At 38.7% G+C, this 19,190-nt stretch carries 15 protein-coding genes; 13 read left to right on the top strand and 2 right to left on the bottom strand.

Annotated elements, in window-relative coordinates:
* Positions 1-96 precede the first annotated feature (96 nt).
* From LH29_RS05260 to LH29_RS05215, 10 genes are all read left to right on the top strand, one after another.
* On the top strand, positions 97-1,218 hold the full coding sequence (locus LH29_RS05260; RefSeq protein WP_045026427.1) for an AraC family transcriptional regulator: 1,122 nt from the start codon (positions 97-99) through the stop codon (positions 1,216-1,218).
* 183 nt (positions 1,219-1,401) lie between these two features.
* The gene (locus LH29_RS05255) at positions 1,402-4,605 is read left to right on the top strand and encodes a carboxypeptidase-like regulatory domain-containing protein (RefSeq protein ID WP_052670611.1); all 3,204 of its coding nucleotides are present in this window, start codon (positions 1,402-1,404) and stop codon (positions 4,603-4,605) included.
* A gap of 245 nt (positions 4,606-4,850) precedes the next feature.
* Positions 4,851-5,525, top strand: coding sequence for a hypothetical protein (locus LH29_RS05250; protein ID WP_157493572.1), 675 nt, complete (start codon positions 4,851-4,853; stop codon positions 5,523-5,525).
* A 6-nt stretch (positions 5,526-5,531) separates the two neighbouring features.
* Entirely contained in the window at positions 5,532-6,824 is a 1,293-nt protein-coding gene (locus tag LH29_RS05245; protein ID WP_045026421.1) for a retropepsin-like aspartic protease, read from the top strand.
* Positions 6,825-6,830: 6 nt separating this feature from the next.
* The gene (locus tag LH29_RS23655) at positions 6,831-7,532 is read left to right on the top strand and encodes a CPBP family intramembrane glutamic endopeptidase (protein ID WP_052670610.1); all 702 of its coding nucleotides are present in this window, start codon (positions 6,831-6,833) and stop codon (positions 7,530-7,532) included.
* Between the two features lie 74 nt (positions 7,533-7,606).
* A complete protein-coding gene (locus LH29_RS05235; RefSeq protein WP_045026418.1) occupies positions 7,607-8,749 on the top strand; it encodes a helix-turn-helix domain-containing protein in 1,143 nt (380 codons plus the stop codon).
* Between the two features lie 25 nt (positions 8,750-8,774).
* On the top strand, positions 8,775-9,893 hold the full coding sequence (locus LH29_RS05230; RefSeq protein ID WP_045026415.1) for a helix-turn-helix domain-containing protein: 1,119 nt from the start codon (positions 8,775-8,777) through the stop codon (positions 9,891-9,893).
* Between the two features lie 216 nt (positions 9,894-10,109).
* Entirely contained in the window at positions 10,110-11,351 is a 1,242-nt protein-coding gene (locus tag LH29_RS05225; RefSeq protein ID WP_045026413.1) for a DUF418 domain-containing protein, read from the top strand.
* A 183-nt stretch (positions 11,352-11,534) separates the two neighbouring features.
* Positions 11,535-12,263, top strand: a complete 729-nt coding sequence (locus tag LH29_RS05220; RefSeq protein WP_045026411.1) for a head GIN domain-containing protein — start codon at positions 11,535-11,537, stop codon at positions 12,261-12,263.
* A gap of 51 nt (positions 12,264-12,314) precedes the next feature.
* Positions 12,315-14,684 carry a TonB-dependent receptor gene (locus tag LH29_RS05215; protein WP_045026409.1) on the top strand — a complete coding sequence of 790 codons (2,370 nt, stop codon included), beginning with the start codon at positions 12,315-12,317 and terminating at the stop codon, positions 14,682-14,684.
* 137 nt (positions 14,685-14,821) lie between these two features.
* On the opposite strand, the gene LH29_RS05210 is transcribed toward LH29_RS05215, so the two are convergent.
* Positions 14,822-15,322 carry a hypothetical protein gene (locus tag LH29_RS05210; protein ID WP_045026408.1) on the bottom strand — a complete coding sequence of 167 codons (501 nt, stop codon included), beginning with the start codon at positions 15,320-15,322 and terminating at the stop codon, positions 14,822-14,824.
* Between the two features lie 291 nt (positions 15,323-15,613).
* Here LH29_RS05210 and LH29_RS24730 point away from each other — a divergent pair, with 291 nt between their 5' ends.
* From LH29_RS24730 to LH29_RS05195, 3 genes are all read left to right on the top strand, one after another.
* Positions 15,614-15,901 (top strand): hypothetical protein, encoded by a 288-nt coding sequence (locus LH29_RS24730; protein WP_045026407.1) that lies wholly within the window; start codon positions 15,614-15,616, stop codon positions 15,899-15,901.
* A 92-nt stretch (positions 15,902-15,993) separates the two neighbouring features.
* Positions 15,994-16,557 (top strand): OsmC family protein, encoded by a 564-nt coding sequence (locus LH29_RS05200; RefSeq protein WP_045026406.1) that lies wholly within the window; start codon positions 15,994-15,996, stop codon positions 16,555-16,557.
* 310 nt (positions 16,558-16,867) lie between these two features.
* On the top strand, positions 16,868-18,316 hold the full coding sequence (locus LH29_RS05195; protein ID WP_045026405.1) for a tryptophanase: 1,449 nt from the start codon (positions 16,868-16,870) through the stop codon (positions 18,314-18,316).
* A gap of 231 nt (positions 18,317-18,547) precedes the next feature.
* Here LH29_RS05195 and LH29_RS24915 read toward each other — a convergent pair whose 3' ends face one another.
* Entirely contained in the window at positions 18,548-19,171 is a 624-nt protein-coding gene (locus tag LH29_RS24915; protein WP_052670609.1) for a PspC domain-containing protein, read from the bottom strand.
* Positions 19,172-19,190: the final 19 nt, after the last annotated feature.

The following is a 19,190-nucleotide window of genomic DNA, read 5'->3' as shown; positions in this document are numbered from 1 at the left end:
GACTGTTTTCTACCTATATTTCATACAATTTTTTTATTCGTGCCAATTAAAAACTAAATTGGAAGGAAATACCTGCATGACTAATTTAGATAAGATATGACTGTTGTTTTAAATATCGGAATTGTACTCTCATTCTTTTTGGGTATTCTCCTATTTTCGAAAAAAGACAAAGTGCTTACCGACAACATACTATCGTTGTGGCTGGTCGTTATCGGAATTCATCTTACCGGGTATTTTCTAAATTATAAGGGATACTGGGATCTATATCCTCACCTGATTGGAATTACCGCGCCTTTCCCGCTTTTATACGGCCCTTTTTTGTACCTCTATGTTCGGTATTCGTTAAAGAGTAAAAAACACATACAAAAAAGAGATTATATCCATTTTGCCCCGGCACTGGTTTCTTACCTGCTAATGATGCCCTTCTATTTTACATACACCGCCGACGAAAAAGTTCAGGTTGACAAAGGCCTGATTGACGATTACGGCCTTTTTTCAACAATTCTTCTCCTATCCTTCATTATATCAGGAATCGCCTATGCAATTTTAGCCTACAGAATGTTACTGAAAAGACATAAAATTGTTGAGGATAATTACTCGTACAGTAACCGCATCGATATGAATTGGCTGCGTTTTGCGATTCTTGGAATTGGCTCTGTGTTTATAACCGCTGCTGCAGTTACCATCATGCGCGAAATGCTGCGCCTTCAGTTTCCGTTTAACGCCGACATTTTATTTTATTCAATTATTGTGGCATTTGTGGTATTTATCGGATATTCGGGAATACGGCAACAGGATCTTTTTACCAACACTGTGAAAAATGAAATTGATTTGCTGAGGACTGAAAGCGAATACAAAAGATCGGGATTAAAACAGGAATTAGCTATCCAGAAACACGGTGAATTGCTGGAATTAATGCAAAAAGAAAAACCCTATTTAAATCCCAAACTAACTTTAAGCGAACTGGCGAACACTTTATCATTGTCTTCGAATCATCTGTCGCAAATCATTAACCAATACGAGCAGGTAAACTTTCACGATTTTGTAAATAAGTATCGTGTTGAAGAATTTATTCAGCGGGTTCAATCCAATAAAAATTTTAGCCTGCTGGCACATGCGCTCGATTCGGGGTTTAATTCAAAATCGTCGTTTAACAATGTTTTCAGGAAACACAAATCAGTCACTCCTTCGCAATACATTTCAGAATTAAAGTTCTGAATCACATTTTTCAGTCTAAAAATTACATTTTAGCAGAAATCAGCCAAAACACTCATTCACAATCAATTTAGGGTACACTCCTGTATGTTTGTACCTCAAAAAAGTTCAGTCTTTCACGTTTGGGCGATGCGCCTTTGTTTTTGATAAATCTTTGCCTCAGAAACAATTTTAAAACGCGAAATTATGAACACCAGGATTTACAACAAAACAGCTTTATTTTATGGTCTGGCAACACTAATTCCATGGATATTATGGATTCTGGCGGGCCATATAAGTCACATCGAAAACAATGGTTCAGCACCACAATCATTGGCCAGCATTATTGCATTTTTAGGCTTACTGGCTCCGGTTTTGATTACACTCTTTATGGCCAGTCAAAATAAAAACCTGGCCGACGATTTAAGCCGAAGGATTTTTAATTTTAAAGAAATCCGCTCAACCTATATCGTACTTACATTATTATTAATGCCTTTTAGCATTTTGCTTGCTCAAGCTGTATCGCTAATGTTTGGATACAGTATCGACCAGTTTCAATTCGCAAAATCTTTTTCGTTTACATCGGGCATTTTCCCTGTTTGGGTGATGCTGATCATTGCTCCATTGTTGGAAGAACTGGCCTGGCATTCGTATGGGACTGATTCTTTGCGGGTTCGTTTCAATCTGTTCGCAACATCATTATTATTCGCTTTATTCTGGGGAATATGGCATGTACCACTAAGTGGTATTAAAGATTATTACCACAGTAATCTGGTTGAGGCAGGTTGGATTTATTCGCTCAATTTTATAGTAAGTCTTTTCCCCTTTGTACTTATTATGAACTGGATTTATTACAAAGCCAACCGAAATATCATTTTGCCCGTCATATTTCACATCGCAGCCGGTTTTTTTAACGAAATATTCGCCACCCACCCGATGAGTAAAGTCATTCAAACGGGATTATTAATACTGTTTGCACTTTATATCGTAGCAAACGACAAATCTTTTTTCTTCTCGAAAGAAATAAAAACAACAAGTCAAAAAAACAGAACAATTTGGGTAAACAAGACTTCGAAATTGATCGTTGCCTTTATGTTTCTTGGATTGCTTTTTGTTGGATTAACAGGCAGTTTGTCGGCACAGAATGTTACGCAAACCATTAATGGGAAAGTGTTTGATGACATCACAAACGAATCGTTGCCTTTTGCAAGCATTGTAGTTAAAGGAAGCGAACCGTTAATCGGCACTGTTTCAGATACAGAAGGGAACTTCATTCTGGAAAACGTTCCGGTTGGGCGCCAAATCCTAAGCATTTCAATGGTTGGTTACGACACCTATGAGATGAAGGAGTTACTGGTGAGTTCGGGGCAGGAGATTAATCTGAATATCGGGATGCAACAAAGCAATGCTGAACTTGATGAAGTTGTGGTTCGGGTGAACAAATCAACACCGCTAAACAGCATGGCAACTTTAAGCAGCCGACAGTTTACAGTGGAAGAAACCCAGCGTTATGCAGGTGGATTGGATGATCCGGCACGTTTGGCAGCTTCGTTTGCCGGTGTGGCAAATCCGTCGATAAGCGACAATGGCATTTCGGTTCGCGGAAATAATCCCGACGGTTTATTGTGGCGCATCGACGGCGTGGAGGTACCGAATCCGAACCACTTTGCCAACCTCACCATTGCCGGCGGAGGACTAATGTCGGCCATTAGTAACCAAATGATGGCAAACAGCGATTTTTACACCGGTGCTTTTCCGGCAGAATACGGAAATGCCTCATCCGGTGTTTTCGATATAAAACTACGCGAAGGAAACCGCAACAAACGGCAATATGCTTTCGAAGCCGGAATTTTAGGTGTTGATGCAATGGCACAAGGGCCGTTCAAAAAAGGATCGGATGCTACTTATATTGTCAATTACCGGAATTCAACCATGGCACTTGTGGCACCACTTCTACCCGATGATGCCGGAGTTTTACGGTATCAGGATTTGTCGTTTAAAACCAACTTCCCAACTAAAAAGAGTGGAACTTTTACACTTTGGGGAATTGGCACAATCGATGGCGTAAATATGGACGCAGCCGATAGCATTGATTGGGAATCAGACTTTGATCGCGACAATTCTGAAACATCAATTTATATGTTTGCAACCGCCCTTTCGCATAAAATAAATCTGCCCGGCAAAGCATTCCTAAAAACAGCCGTATCGTATTCGGGCAGCGGATTGGAGTTTGAAGAGCAGCGTTTGGACTTTAACCTTAATCCTTATCCGCAATCGAAAGCCCAAAACACCACCAGCCAAATTACGGTTCAAAGCGATTTTACCAAACGTTTTAACGAAACACACAGTAATAAAACAGGTGTTCGATACAATCATCTTTCTTTTGATATTGATGTGGCAGAATCGCTTGCCGAAGGAGAAACACCTACCCAAATTGCCAAGCAAACTGGCAGCACCGACTTTGTTCAATTCTACACGCAATCGAAAATTAACCTGTCTCAAAGCCTTGTTTTAAATGCCGGTGTTAACGCCCAATATTTATTGCTAAACGATAATTTTTCGATTGAACCACGAATCGGGTTAAAGTATAACATCAACAACAAACACAGCCTGGGATTGGCCTACGGAATTCACAGCCGTTTGGAGCAGTTGCCGGTATATTTTGTTTCGGCCAACGGCAGCACACCCAACAAAGATCTCGACTTTATGAAATCTGCCCATTATGTATTTTCTTACCAGGCAAAACTCACCGACAACCTTCATCTACGAATTGAACCCTACTACCAGCAATTAAACAATGTTCCGGTAAGCCCCGATAGTTATATCTCAACTTTAAACAATAACAACACACTTTTCTTTAACGAAGTGCTGGTTAGCAAAGGAAAAGGACGAAATGTGGGTATTGATTTTACGCTTGAGAAATTTTTAAGCCGCGGTTATTATTACATGCTAACTGCTTCGGTTTTCGATTCGAAATATTCAGCAGCCGATGGTATTGAACGAAACACGCGTTTTAACCGAAACTACGTTTTTAACCTGATGGCCGGGAAAGAATGGCAAACCGCTAAAAACAACATTTTGAGTGCCAACGTGAGGCTAAATTACCTGGGAGGAAACCGCATTGAACCAATTGATATGGATACCTCGCTGCAACAACACGATGTGGTTTATGGCGAAACAAACGGGAACATCGCATTTAGTCAAAAACATGATGATTTGCCGGTAGTATCTTTCACCCTTTCATATCGGAAAAACAAAGCAAAATACTCATCGGTGTGGTCATTGCAGGTGCTCAATGCCAATTGCACCGAAGAATATTCAAACGATTTCTACAACCTGAAAACAAACCAGATTGATACAAAATACGACGGGCTTGTTATCCCAAATCTTAGTTATAAGATTGAGTTTTAAACAAAAAGCAACTAAGGGCAAAAGAATTACAATTATATAAACCAGTAAGCAGGAGAAAACGAAAACAATTAAGCTCATAAAAAAAGAGGAAACAAAAAAGTTCAAATTCTAACATTTAGCAGAAAACAGAATCTCCTCATTGAAAAAGTCGAACCAATTTCCCAATGGGAAAAGCGTTCGACTTTATTTATTCGGTCGCAAAACATGGATTTTTAAAGCACATTTGTTTTCAAAATAAAAACAGGATGGGCAAGAGAAAAATAAACGGATGGCATTATACCCTGGAGGTATTGGTAGTATTTATTGGAGTTACCGCAGGTTTTCTGTTAAATAACTGGCGCGAAGAAAACGTAGAGAAAAAACTGGAGGCGAAATACCTGAATAGCTTTTACAAAGATGTTCAGAATAACGAAAGCCAGATTGATACGCTGGTAACAAGCAGCCAGTTGAAAGCCGATAAATTAATATCCATTTTAAAAGCAACCGAACTGGTAAACAAACCCCTTACCGAAGAACTGGCGGGCGAGATTGTGACTGAGATTATATACATCGAATGGTTGTCGGCCACCAATGACACCTACGAAGACATTATCAACAGTGGAAATCTAAATCTCATTTCGGACTATCAGCTAAAAGAAAAAATAAGTTCGTATTACACCTTCCTGAATGAGATAAAAAATGTTGAGCATTATTATCAAAAACATATGGACAGTTATGGGTTTCCGGTTTTGTATAAAACCGTGAATTTACTAACGCAGGAATTTATAAATAAAGAGAGTTATCAAACACTTGAGTTTACCAATATGTACCTCGGGGTAATCTCACTTATTCAACAAAACAACAATTCTTACAGAAAAGCACTGGACAAAAACAGAGAACTTCAGGAGGCTTTACGCCACGCATTAAATTTAGAAGAATAAAACACCATGAAAAGAATTTTATCAATACTAATCATCGCTACATTTTTAGCTGGCTGTGGACAATCAAGGTCAGAAGTATCCAACCAGAATGTGGTGAATAAGCTGGAACACTATATCGAAGTCTCCGACTTTTTTAAACTAAAAGACACCTACAATCAACATATCGATCAGCTTTCAGAAACACATAAACTTTACTACAGTGCATTAATCAGCAATGTATTTAATCAGGCTGAAGAATCGAACCTGGCCATTGGCGAATTACTCGAAAAACACAAGGCCTCACTTACCGATACAATGCGCAACGAACTTTACAATACAAAACTATTAAACCATGTAAACCTGTACGAATATTCTGAGGCGGCAAAAGCCAGCGAAATTATTTTAAACAATTTTGCAGTGCTCAACGACTCTTCAGAGTTAGAAAGCCTGCAAAATGAAATAAAAATCTGGAAGGCATTAAAAGATGTGCCCCGTCAGGAAATTGTCAAATCCGCTGATACTTCCATTCCGATGACAAAAGATAAAGTGGGGCTCTTTAATATCGATGTAAGCTTTGGCGACTCCACCAAAAACCTGCTTTTCGATACGGGCGCCAATTTTTCGGTTATGGTACGGTCGCTGGCAAAAAAACTGGATTTAAAAATAACGGAAGCCGATTTTTATGTAACTGCAGCAACCGGTTTACGTGTTAAAAGCGATATCGCAATTGCACCCGAACTAAACATTGGCGGCATTACCTTTAAAAATGTTTTCTTTTTGGTACTCAATGACAAAGACCTTTCGTTTCCGCAAATCGATTATTATATAAACGGAGCAATTGGTTTTCCGGTAATTGAAGCCATGGATGAAATTCGGGTGAGTAAAGACAACGAAATTTTTGTGCCGCAAAACCCGGTAGAATACTCGTACAATAATTTTGCTTTGAACGGTTTAATGCCAATAATTGCTGCCGAATACAACGGTGATACTTTGCGTTTTGATTTTGATACCGGCGCCACAACCACATCTTTGTATCCGCAATTTTATAAGGACTATAAAAGCCAGATTGAGCAAAATTTTGAGAAGGAAAAATTTACCGCCGGAAGTGGTGGCGGTGTTCTTGAATTTGAGGGTTATGTAATCGACAAAATTAATTTAAAGGTAGCAGATTCAGAGGCTCAACTCGATAGCGTTCGTCTGCACATTGAAGATATTGGAAGCACGGAAAGTAATTTCCACGGCAACTTTGGACAAGATTACATTAAACAGTTTAATGAGATGATCATCAGTTTTAAATATGCATCGGTAACTTTTAACTAATTTAAAATGAAAGCAAGACAAAAAGCAGCAACTTTCCTCACGCAACCGGCCGTAATTCTAACGTTTATTTCTATAATTCTAACGCTATCAATTGCCACCAGCAATTATGGCACCATCCTGGGGTATGTTATCGTTTTAGTCACCGCCTGGGCAGTAAAATGGGACTGGTCGTTTTTTTCAATTCAAAAAAATCCGCTTGCACAAACCATTCTCAAAGCCGTTTTGTATACCATTCTCATTATTGTTGCAAACGACTTTCTCTTTCAACCGGTAATCGAATATTTTTACGGTGCTACCGATTTAAGCAATTTCGAAGGCCTGAAAGGAAACTGGCAAAACTACCTGGTGTTTCTGGCAATAATGTGGATTTTTGCCGCGTTTGGCGAGGAGTTTTTATATCGTGGTTACATGCTTAAACAACTGGCCCGTATTTTTGGAAACAGCCAGCCGGCATGGGCTGCAGCAATACTTATTTCATCTTTTGCATTTGGTTTTGCGCATTTATACCAGGGAACCTCGGGAATAATTACCACCGGATTTGTAGCCTTGTTGTTTAGTTCAATATTCTACAAAAACCAGAAAAACCTTTGGGTACTGGTTCTTACACATGGTTTTTATGATGTATTTGGAATTACGTTGATTTTTTTGGATAAAGAACGAATCATTACCAACTGGGCAATGGAGAACCTGTTTTTCTTTCTCACTTAGAGGTTTTCCATCAAAACCATATTTCACTCAATCTCCATTTATTTGTATAATTGTATGGAGCAAATATCGAATTGATGGAAATTACGTTCTTAAATGCAATCGAATTACTCGCCGGATTTCAGGCATTTCTGTTTGCCATTTACCTCCTGTTTAACAAAGAAGGGAAAAAGTTAAGCAACTACTTTATCGCCATATTTATCGTTTTACTGGCTTATAATGTGTTGGATTTTTTTGCTGATCTGATATTAAACCGCTGGTCGGAAAACATTACTGCACTGCTACAAATCTTGATCTATCTGGCTGCTCCGGCCTTCTTTTTACATGTCAAAACCTCGTTATTCCCAAACTACAGATTAAAAACAAAAGACCTGTTGCATACCATACCTTTTTTTATTCTCCTCGGTATAGTCATTTCCCTTATCATCATTGAAAACATGCAGGGTAGCGTACCGGCAAAAACCGAACGAATTATTGGGCTGTGTTTTTATGCCGTGTTGTATTTGCAAACCTTTCTGTATCTGTATTTTTCTTATCGCCAGCTAAAAAATCACAAAGAAATTTTCTTTGAAAACTACTCAAATACCAACACAAACAGATATGGATACATATCAAATCTAATTCTATTTGTTGCTGTGCTTTATTCCCTGTCGATGGTAAATATCATTACCCGGTGGGTATTTCAGCTTGAAAGTTTTTCCTTCATCTCTTATGTTGTAATAACAGCTGTTTTAATTTTGTTTTGCTGGCTTATCATCCTTGGGTTACGATCGCCCCAACTTTTTATCGACGAAACAGAAGCACAACCCGCGGTACAAAAGCTGGTAAAACAAAATGCAGGTAATTCGGCATTAAAACCGGAGGAAGAGAATAACGAACTAATTGAGCGTGTTAATCAATATATGAAAGAAAAAGAACCGTTTTTGGATGCATCGCTTACCCTACATTCGCTGGCACAAAAAACCGGAATTTTATCGCGCGAATTGTCCATATTGATCAACCACCACCTCAACAAACACTTTTTTGATTTTGTTAATGAGTACAGAATTGAAAAAGCAATGGAATTACTTGCTGCTCCCGACCGGAAAGAATACACCGTTTTAGAAATATTATATGAAGTAGGATTTAATTCAAAATCGTCGTTTAACACTGCTTTTAAAAAACATACGGGCCTTACGCCCACTGAATACCGCAGAAAAAACAAGGTATCTGTAACATAAAAACGAATTCAATAATTGAATATCTATGGAAATAATTATAACTACTTTAATTTGGGCTGCTGTCTTTCAAGGAGTTCTGCTTGGATTTGTTTTTATCTTTTCAAAGAAACACAAAAGTTTCTCCAATAAGTTGTTAGGATTTTTTCTCATTACATTTATACTTGGAGCAGCTACCGATCTTTTACCATTTAGCAACATTGGGGGATATTCTATCGAACGATATTTTACTATTCCCGAAGTAAAGCTCTTATTCCCGACACTTTTCCTGCACTATGTTCTTGTTAAACTGCAGCGGGCATCTTCTTATAAATCCTTTATTCGCCTCCATTATATTCTGGCTTTTATCGTTGTTGCCATTACTTTCGTCAACCTGGGAATATTTTTTGTGAACGGGAAATCCATTTATAGTTTTATTGAATTCGACACAGTCGACAAATACTTTATGGCAATACAATATTACGCCTATTTACTTACTGTTTCGGCAGTTTCACTTGCTATTGTTGAAACAATAAAATACCGGAATATTGTAAAAAACGAGTATTCTGATATAACACTTCTCGATATTAACTGGCTGTGGCAATTTGTATTGATTTTTGTTCCTGTTGTAGTTTTATGGGGAATCGAATTAATCCGGATTCTTATCGGAGGAGTTGGTCAATCTGACATTGTTGTGGTAATCTGGGGAGCTGTATCCATCATTATTTATATTGTAAGTTTTAAAGCATTTACACAGCAGGATCTATTTTACCAGAGAGCTGAAACCAAAGAAAATCATACTCGAAAAGATCCGGAAGAAGACAAATCCAAATCATCAAATACAATTTGCGAATCGGTTAAAAATGCGATGGAAACCGGACAATACTACCTGAACCAGGATTTATCCATTCACGATTTCGCCAAAGAAATAAATATTTCAGCCCGTACCATTTCAACCTGCATAAACAAGAGCTTTGGTTTTAATTTTAACGAATGGGTAAACAACTATCGGGTAGAAAAAGCTTTGGAAATTTTGAACGACAAAACCAACGATCACCTTTCCATTGAAGGTATCGGTTTAGACTCCGGATTTAAATCGCGCTCGGCAATGTACATTGCGTTTAAAAAGAAAACCGGAAAAACACCCGGCAATTTCCGAAACAACTAAAAACATCCTCCTTTTCACCATATTCTCATGTCCTGATTTCTGCAGACACGATTTTCCGCTGTCCTGATTTCTGCACAACAAATCCTCTTTTGTCCTGAATTCTGCATTCCGGTGTTTAGCATGTTCTGATTTCCGAATGCGCGACACCAAAAACTTTCATAAACCACTGATTCACTTGATATTTGCATTAACGATTTTTCAACACAAAAATATTTAATGATGAATCAGAAACAGGAAATACAAGAAGCAAAGTTGCAACAAACAACGAAAAAGAACAGAATTGATTCTGTTGATGCCTTACGCGGATTTGCCTTATTAGGGATAATAATTGCCAATATTCCTTATGAGTATAACACGCCGGTAACTGGAGAACTGGATTCATTAATGACTTTCCTGTACCACTTTTTAGTAGATAAAAAGTTTATTACCATTTTCTCTATTTTGTTCGGTTTTGGATTTTACATTCAAATGCAACGGGCTGCCAAGAGGAGTGTAAACTTCAATAAGTATTTTATCGTACGAATGCTGCTTTTATTCGGAGTGGGTTATGCACACAGCCTGTTGTTGTGGAATGGCGACATTATACGCGCCTATGCTTTAGGTGGTATATTTCTTTTAATCCTACGAAAAGTATCGGTTAAAAAACTGGTTGTTTTGGCGGTACTGCTAAATGTAGTATTAACCGGAGCCATTTATATCGGCTTAACTGCTTTGGGCTGGGCTTCGCGTAATTTCGATTTTGAACTGGCTCGCGAGATACCGGTAGCCACATCGTTTCTGCGGTATTTGAAATTAAATTTTATGTTCGACCCGTGGACTAATTTCCTTAGAGATATGCCCTTAACACTTGTATTTGCTTTTGGGAATATGCTAATTGGGTTTATCCTGGCAAAAATCGATTTCTTCAAACATCCGGAAAAACATGCTAAACTAACAACATGGTTTATCACACTTGGTCTTACTTTTGGCCTGGCAGCAAGTTTTATTTTCTATAAGATATCAGTTGGCGATCTGGAATTGGATTATTCATTAATCTGGGTGCCGTTTGTTCTTGTGACAGGAATGATTTTGCAAAGCCTGTTTTACATTTCGGCATTCCTGAAATTATACCAGTATAAATCTTTTAGAAAAGTATTACAATTTTTTAATCCGGTTGGCCGCACAGCGCTGAGCAATTATATTCTGCAATCGTTTCTTTACGTTTTTGTATTCTATCATTGTTTCAACCTCTTTAATCTTTTCGGAAAGCTTACCAATTTTCAATCGTGGATGATTGCCATCGGATTTTATGTATTCCAAACCTTAATCACTCATTTTTATCTGCAACGATTTAATCAGGGGCCCATCGAATACATCTGGAAAAAATACAGCTATAAAATGGCCTTACCACAAAAAGAACGCTATGAAAACGAATCTATTCAAGACAGCAGTATATGTCTTAAACACGAGGGAAACTAACTGTTACAACATAGTCGAACGAATTAAAATATTCAATCGAACCAATTATACAGCGATGAAACAGTTCGACTTTATGCAGTCGGTCGATTACAGGCCTTTAATACCCCAAATTTGACCAAGAGATTTAGAACTTAAAACAGAAAACTTAAACAATATCATTAGTAACAATTAAAATTTAAAGTCATGAAAACAAAAGTATTTTTAGCAACAATTTTAGCAATCGGAGTTTTATTCACTTCATGTGAAAAAGATCATTTAGAAGTAGTTCCATCATCAAATGTTACCACAATCGATTTTTCGGTGTCAGGTGTTAGCCAGTTGGCCGTTTCAGATGTCTTCCATGTGTATGTTAGTTTCTCAGAAACAGAGGAATCAGTTCGTATTGAGGCCAATGAAAACTTACACTCAGTTATCGAAACAGATCAAACGGGCGATCTTTTATCGGTAGGATTGGAGAAAAACACCAACATTCGCGGGGTCCCGGTTTTAAACGTTTACATTACAACCACTTCCCTTTCAAAAGTTATGGCCGAGGGCGCCACAACCGTTGAATTCAACGATGCTTTACAAAACGATCAGTTTGAAATAGAATTGATTGGAGCCAGCCAGTTTAAAGGATCGATTGAAACCGTAACAGTAAACGCATACCTTGAAGGTGCCTCAACAATGGAAATCGATGGCGCTTGCACCAATTTCCATATCGATGCAACAGGAGCTTCTGAAATGACCGGTTTTGATTTTGTCAGCGATTACCTGAATGCCAATCTGGATGGGGGCTCTGAAATCTCTCTAAGCGTTCAGCAAAAATTGGATGTTACTGCCAGAGGTGCTTCAAAAGTATATTACAAAGGAAGTGGAGTCATCGAAGAGCAGGATTTGAAGGACGCCTCCGAAATCATCAAAGTAAACTAGAAACCAGGCTACAGAAAACAGAAACCCATTGAAAACAAGAAACAAAAAGCTATGAAAACAATACTATTAGTCTTACTTATATGTACTTTTCCTGCAAAACTGTTTGCCCAGGAATTAACTCAAACCGTTAAAGGAAAGGTAATTGATGCGGATACAAGAGGACCGCTACCGGGGGCAAATATCATTTTGCTTTCGGGCGGAACTATGGCAAAAGGTACCTCATCGGATGCCAACGGAAACTTTAAACTGGAAAAAGTTCCTGTTGGCCGGCAAACCTTTAAAATTACATTTCTCGGATACGAAGAGATCTTTCTGAATGAAATAATGGTTGGCTCGGGCCGCGAGGTTGTTTTAAATATTGAAATGAAAGAATCGGTTGCCGATTTGGACGAAGTTACAGTTTATGCGTACGACGATAAAAGCGAACCGATCAACCAAATGGCAACAATTAGTGCCACTCAAATCACTGTGGAATCAACGTCCAGGATAGCAGCCGGGATTAACGATCCGGGAAGAACGGCACAATCTTTTGCAGGCGTTTCATCAGCCGACGACGAAAACAACGAACTGGTTATCCGTGGAAACTCTCCGCGCGGAATGCTGTGGCGGATGGAAGGAATCGAAATTCCGAACCCGAACCATTTCACCAACGGCGAAGGCGGCTCCGGAGGTGGTGTTTCGGCACTTAGCACCCAGGTTTTAGCCAATTCCGATTTTTTCACCGGAGCTTTCCCCGCAGAGTACGGAAATGCACTTTCGGGGGTGTTCGATTTAAAATTACGAAACGGGAACTACGAAAAACACGAATATGCTTTTCAACTGGGCGTGCTGGGAGCACAGGCAGCGCTTGAAGGTCCGCTAAAAAAAGGCAGCGAAGCTTCTTACCTGCTAAACTACCGTTATTCAACATTAAAAATTTTAAGCAAAGCTGGTATTGATATCAGCGGAGGCGACATCACTCCCGAATGGCAGGATTTGTCGTATAAATTCTATATTCCCACAAAAAAAGCCGGGTACTTTTCGGTTTGGGGATTGGGAGGAATTAGTTCTGCAGGTTCCACTGTTGCTCCGGATACTTCGTTCTGGAATTACAGGTCTGATCGTTTTCGGGATACCGAAGATCATCAACTTGGAATTGCCGGGATAACGCATAATTATCTTTTCCCCAACTCAAAAACCTATATCAAAACGGTGGCTGCCTATTCGCACACCAAAAATGAAGCTACGGTTGATTCGCTGGATTACGATTTAAGACCGGCAACCACAGAAAACGAAAATTTCGCCTATAACACATTTAGTTTGAATTCATTCATCAATCACAAATTCAATGCGCAGCACGTGTTGATGGGCGGTTTCATTTTCCATAACCGCGGCTATAATCTCGATGCTTTAAGTTTGAATTTTGATACCGGCACTCTGGAACAACAAGTTAAAAGTAAGGGAAGTACCCAGGTTTTTGAATCGTACGTTCAATGGAAATATCGCCTGAATGAGAAAGTTGATATCAACTCTGGGTTACATTCTTCCTTTCTGGCACTGAACAAGGATTACAGTATTGAACCTCGTTTGGGAATCCGCTGGGATATTACAAAGCAGCACCGTATTAATTTTGGTGCCGGTCTGCACAGTAAAATTGAACCGGTCTCAGTATATCTGGCAGAAAGGGAATTAAACGATGGCAGTATTATTCAACCCAATAAGGACTTAAAAATAACGAAAGCTGCGCACGTGGTTTTGGGGTACAACTGGAATTTTGCACGCGATTTCCGATTGAAAGCAGAAGTGTATTATCAGCATTTGTATGATGTTCCGGTTGACCCGAATGACTCGACAAATACTGTAAGTTCCCTTAATTTTAGCAGCGGCTTTACCAACGAAAAACTGACTAACCAGGGAACCGGGAGAAATTACGGATTAGAACTGACACTTGAAAAGTTCTTTTCCAACAACTGGTATATGCTTACAACTGCCTCGCTTTTCGAATCGAAATACACCATGCCCGATGGAGTTGAGCGAAACACCGCATTTAACAGCAAATACATTTTTAATGTGGTTGGAGGAAAAGAGTTTGAAGTGGGTAAAAACAAACAAAACATACTTGGATTAAACCTGAGAACCATGTGGCGAGGAGGTTACCGCACCACCCCGCTTGATTTGGAAGCATCGCTCGCTCAAAACCGCGAAGTGAGGGATTATTCGCGAGCATTTGAAACAAAAGTACCCGACTACTACAGGGTTGACTGTGGAATCAGCTACCGGAAAAACAAACCTTCGTGGTCGTGGATCGTTTCGCTCGACATTCAAAATGTAAGTGGCCGTTTAAACGTGTGGGATGAATTCTACAGCCCGGAAACCGGAAAAGTTGAAATAAACTATATGAATGGAATGATTCCGATTTTGAATTACAGGGTTGAATTCTAGAGATTAATAGTTTACACCGATAGAACAAAATAGCAGATCACTGAAGTTGCTATTCAGATTAGACTAGAGCACCTATAAAAATCAGGAATTAAAAGAGACCTCTGAATCAGAGGTCTCTTTTAAACTTCTGATTAAGTCTATTTTTTGTCGTAAACCATTGTGGTGGTTACGTTATCTCCGTCCCTGTTTTGCCTGGTTGATACTATCGAAAGCGTTTTTGCATCGTTCAATGTCCAAACCTGGGTCGATATTCTTTCGGTACCGTTGAAGTTCATTTTTGTAACGATAGTTAGCGATTTTCCATCGTCAGACCACTTGGCTGTCGATTTGCTTTCGCCTCTTCCAAAAGAATTTACACTTTCTTTCCCATCAAGTGTGTACTTACTTGTAAAACTCTGATCGTTAAAAGATCTTTCAACCGAAAGAAGATTGGCCTCTTGTTTTACAACAAAGTCGCCACCCCCAAATCGGCGGCCGCTGTCGCCCATTTTACTTTTCGATTCATTAAAAGCCCAACTGCCTGCAAAGTCAGCTTTACCCTGTGCATTTGCCATTGCCGGAACAACAAGCAATAAGCACATAACAACTGAAAACATCCGCAAGAAACTCATTTGTTTGTTTGTGTGATTTCTTTTCATCTCAATTAAATTAGTTTTTGAATGATTGAATTGATTTAATTATTAATTAGGCGCGATCCTGGTATAAAAAATACAGCATGTATTTTCACCAATTTCATTCCCATTATATTATCGAGTTTAACTTTTCCATCCGATTCAGAGAACACCACCACTGCTTTGGCAGAGCAACATTTTTTCAGATAAACAAACCACGCCACCTAATGGAAGATGTCAGTATTTGTTTGTTTTCAATTACTTGGTGTTTGACTATTAAAAACATAAAAAGTAAAATCGTAAACTAAAAAAAATAAAATGATGCTCATAATCCGGCTTAATTGTAGAAACCATCGCTCCGATTACAGCAATATTGAAATATGCGGACAAAAGAAACAGGCCGAAAAAAACAATGCTTTAGAAAGGGCATTGCCTATGCTTATGTATAATGACCTTTCCACAGAATCTGCTGATTCAAAAATGAAATTGGATACCACTAAAAGAGGCACCACAGCTGCCAAAGAGTCTACATCCCGGAAAGTATTAACAAAACCACTATTGGCAGAAATCAAACGCAACTTTTCAAACCGATTTCAGTACACATAAAAAGAGTAATTACTCCGTTTTATTAATTTAAGATGGATACCCATTTAATAAATCACGCCATGACTTATTATTAATCATTAAAACAGACAGAAATGGAAACAGTAATCGAAAAAAATGGCGTAAATGTTGACCAGTTATTTGGTACAATTGAAGCGGTAAAAGGGGATGCAGATGTTGCAAAATTTCAATTCAGGTCGCACACCGATTGGATAAACGGGGGACACTGCAAAACAGAAATTAAAGATTTTTACGGGGCAAAAATGGAAGATACATCGCGCGAAGAAGCTTTTGTTCTTGAAGGTGACGAGCCTCCAGTTTTACTGGGCGAAAATCATGGAGCCAATGCCGTTGAGGCAGTCTTACACGCCTTAGCTTCCTGTTTAACAGTTGGCTATGTCTACAATGCATCTGCAATGGGAATTACCATTAATTCCCTCGAATTTGACATGGAAGGTGATATTGACCTGCACGGATTTCTGGGATTATCAGAAACGATAAGACCAGGTTATCAGAATATTAAGGTTGCTTATAAAATAAGTGCAGATGCGCCAACGGAAAAACTGGATGAGCTGTGCAACCATGTTCAAAAGACATCGCCAGTTCTTGACATTATCAGAAATCCGGTAGAGGTTTCAATAGAACGAGTTAGTCCTTAGGCTTATTTTTGTGATAGATTCAGAATTCATTGAACATAAAGAGGTCGCAAATGACCTCTTTTATTTTGGTTCATCCATTAAAGACTGAAGGTTGTAATCTTTCTTGCGAGCCAGCCAATTCGACACATCCAGTTTTAACAATCTACAACTTTCCCCATGCTAACGCCTTATTATTCCCATTTTTTTGAGCGTTTTCTCTAACAATCTATTTGTCAAAACATGGTAATCTACGACATATTCTTATATTTATGCTTTTTGAAAAATTAAACCAATAATAATTAATAACCAAAAAAACAATTACCTATTTATTATGGCTAATATTAAATTTTTTTTAGGCGAAGAGTTACCCCTGGAGATGCATAAAGTTAGAATGGTTCAACGCCTTGATTTAGTTCCGGTTGAAAGGAGGCTGAAAGCCATTGAGGAGGCCGGCAATAATACATTTCTCCTCTACAATAAAGACATTTACCTTGATATGCTTACCGATAGCGGCGTAAATGCAATGAGCGACAAACAAACAGCTGCAATGCTCACTGTGGATGACAGTTATGCGGGTTCTGCAACATTTACCCGGCTACAAGACAAAATCGCTGAAATTTTCGGAAAAGAATATTTTTTGCCTGTCCACCAGGGACGCGCTTGTGAGAACTTGCTATCATTGGCCTTTGTAAAAAAAGATACCTACATTCCGATGAACTACCACTTTACCACAACAAAAGCCCATATAATGATAAATGGTGGCAAAGTGCTGGAACTGTTTTTACCCGACGCTTTAGATTCGGTTAGTTCGAAGCCTTTTAAGGGGAATATTGATTTAAATCAGTTACAGAAATTAATTGATGAGGAAGGTGCTGATAAGATTTCATTTATACGTATTGAAGCCGGTACCAACCTGATTGGAGGACAACCTGTTGCTTTGGACAACTTTATTGAAACAGGTAAAATTGCCCGAAAATACAAGATTCCGTTTATTGTTGATGCAAGTTTGTGGGCTGATAACCTGCATTTCATCAAAACACGTGACGAAAAGTATAAAAACCTTTCCACCCGTGAAATTACCAGGATTTTATCTGATTCTGCTGATATCGTTTATTTCTCAGCACGTAAACTGGGACACGTAAGAGGTGGAGGTATAATTACCAATGATGAGGCTGCCTACAAAAAACTTCTGGAGATGCTACCGCTTTACGAAGGCTTTTCTACTTACGGCGGTATGTCAACCCGCGAGATGGAGGCAATGGTAGTTGGACTGGATGAAACCATGGACGAAGAAATGATCAATCAGGGTCCTATTTTTATTAAATACATGGTTGATGAATTGGTTAAACTCGGAGTTCCGGTAATAACTCCTCCGGGAGGACTGGGAGCCCACCTTGATGCCATGGCCTTTCTTGATCATGTGCCACAAAAGGAATACAGGGCAGGTTCATTAGCAGCCGCTTTATACATTGCAAGTGGAGTTCGAGGCATGGAAAGAGGTACAATATCGGAGGAAAGAGAGGAAGATGGCAGCGACCATTTTGCAGCTGTTGAGCTTCTACGACTTGCTCTTCCCCGTCGAGTTTTCACCTTATCCCAGGTAAAATATACCATCGACCGGATTGCATGGCTTTACGAAAACAGAAAGCTTATTGGCGGACTTGAGTTTTACGAAGAGCCAAAAGTGCTTAGGTTTTTCTTTGGTAAACTAAAACCAACCTCCGACTGGCAGGAAAAGCTTGTGGAGAAATTTAAAGCCGATTTTGGCGATAGTCTGTAGTAAATATTGATTATTAAATATTCTAAATCCTGTTCAAATAGAACAGGATTTTTTTTATCTCAATATTTGACAAACTGACCTACCTTCCCAAAAATAAGATATCAAAAAGGTCAACCGAATTCGATTGACCTTTTTGATGGCTCCCCTGACAGTTTGAAGCAGCGAGCTAATTGTTTATAGTTTTACATTTTATCGATCGAAAGCATTACTTAAAAGTTTTTTCAGCTAAGACTAACTTTTTGAAAAGAACCTGGATTTCCGGATTTTTTTATAGCTCTCTTTTACCGCATCAACTTCATCTTTAAGAAATTTCTCAATGTTTTTTATTGTAACCTCTTCTCCTTTCATTTCCAACCGTTGTGACGTAGTAACTGCTTTGGGTACAATTATCCACAGAATAACATAAACCAATATACCCGCTCCTGATGTAAGAAGTGCAAGTAATACAACTATTAATCTTATAATCACCGGATCCATATTAAAATAAACGGCTAATCCGCCACAAACTCCTCCTAAAACAGTTTGCTCGGGATCGCGATAAAGTTTTCTTTTTCTTGTTTTTTGTCCTGCCAAGGGTTCTTCTTCTCCAGCCTCTTCCGAAAAGTTCTCTGGAGTTCCCAAAGTTTCTATCAATTCTTCTACCCATTCAAAAGTAATTGCCGGATTTTTACCGTTCGTTTTTTCTGTAAAAATCTCTGCAATTCTGGCTTCAATATCAGCGAAAATTTCGTTGCCTTCATCATCTTTACCAAAATAGTTTTTTAGACCTACCATGTATTTCTTCAGCTCTTCATAGGCGTCTTCTTCAATATGAAATATCGTGCCGCTAATATTTATTGTTAATGTCTTTTTCATTTTCTTTAATTTTAAAAGT

This window comes from Draconibacterium sediminis (assembly GCF_000949475.1).
Lineage (GTDB): Bacteria > Bacteroidota > Bacteroidia > Bacteroidales > Prolixibacteraceae > Draconibacterium > Draconibacterium sediminis.
This window is presented reverse-complemented; position numbering and strand designations above follow the sequence as displayed.

Coding starts and splice junctions, on each gene's coding strand:
- LH29_RS05260 (WP_045026427.1), top strand. CDS start 97: ATGACTGTTGTTTTAAATATCGGAATTGTACTCTCATTCTTTTTGGGT.
- LH29_RS05255 (WP_052670611.1), top strand. CDS start 1,402: ATGAACACCAGGATTTACAACAAAACAGCTTTATTTTATGGTCTGGCA.
- LH29_RS05250 (WP_157493572.1), top strand. CDS start 4,851: ATGGGCAAGAGAAAAATAAACGGATGGCATTATACCCTGGAGGTATTG.
- LH29_RS05245 (WP_045026421.1), top strand. CDS start 5,532: ATGAAAAGAATTTTATCAATACTAATCATCGCTACATTTTTAGCTGGC.
- LH29_RS23655 (WP_052670610.1), top strand. CDS start 6,831: ATGAAAGCAAGACAAAAAGCAGCAACTTTCCTCACGCAACCGGCCGTA.
- LH29_RS05235 (WP_045026418.1), top strand. CDS start 7,607: ATGGAAATTACGTTCTTAAATGCAATCGAATTACTCGCCGGATTTCAG.
- LH29_RS05230 (WP_045026415.1), top strand. CDS start 8,775: ATGGAAATAATTATAACTACTTTAATTTGGGCTGCTGTCTTTCAAGGA.
- LH29_RS05225 (WP_045026413.1), top strand. CDS start 10,110: ATGATGAATCAGAAACAGGAAATACAAGAAGCAAAGTTGCAACAAACA.
- LH29_RS05220 (WP_045026411.1), top strand. CDS start 11,535: ATGAAAACAAAAGTATTTTTAGCAACAATTTTAGCAATCGGAGTTTTA.
- LH29_RS05215 (WP_045026409.1), top strand. CDS start 12,315: ATGAAAACAATACTATTAGTCTTACTTATATGTACTTTTCCTGCAAAA.
- LH29_RS05210 (WP_045026408.1), bottom strand. CDS start 15,322: ATGAAAAGAAATCACACAAACAAACAAATGAGTTTCTTGCGGATGTTT.
- LH29_RS24730 (WP_045026407.1), top strand. CDS start 15,614: ATGATGCTCATAATCCGGCTTAATTGTAGAAACCATCGCTCCGATTAC.
- LH29_RS05200 (WP_045026406.1), top strand. CDS start 15,994: ATGGAAACAGTAATCGAAAAAAATGGCGTAAATGTTGACCAGTTATTT.
- LH29_RS05195 (WP_045026405.1), top strand. CDS start 16,868: ATGGCTAATATTAAATTTTTTTTAGGCGAAGAGTTACCCCTGGAGATG.
- LH29_RS24915 (WP_052670609.1), bottom strand. CDS start 19,171: ATGAAAAAGACATTAACAATAAATATTAGCGGCACGATATTTCATATT.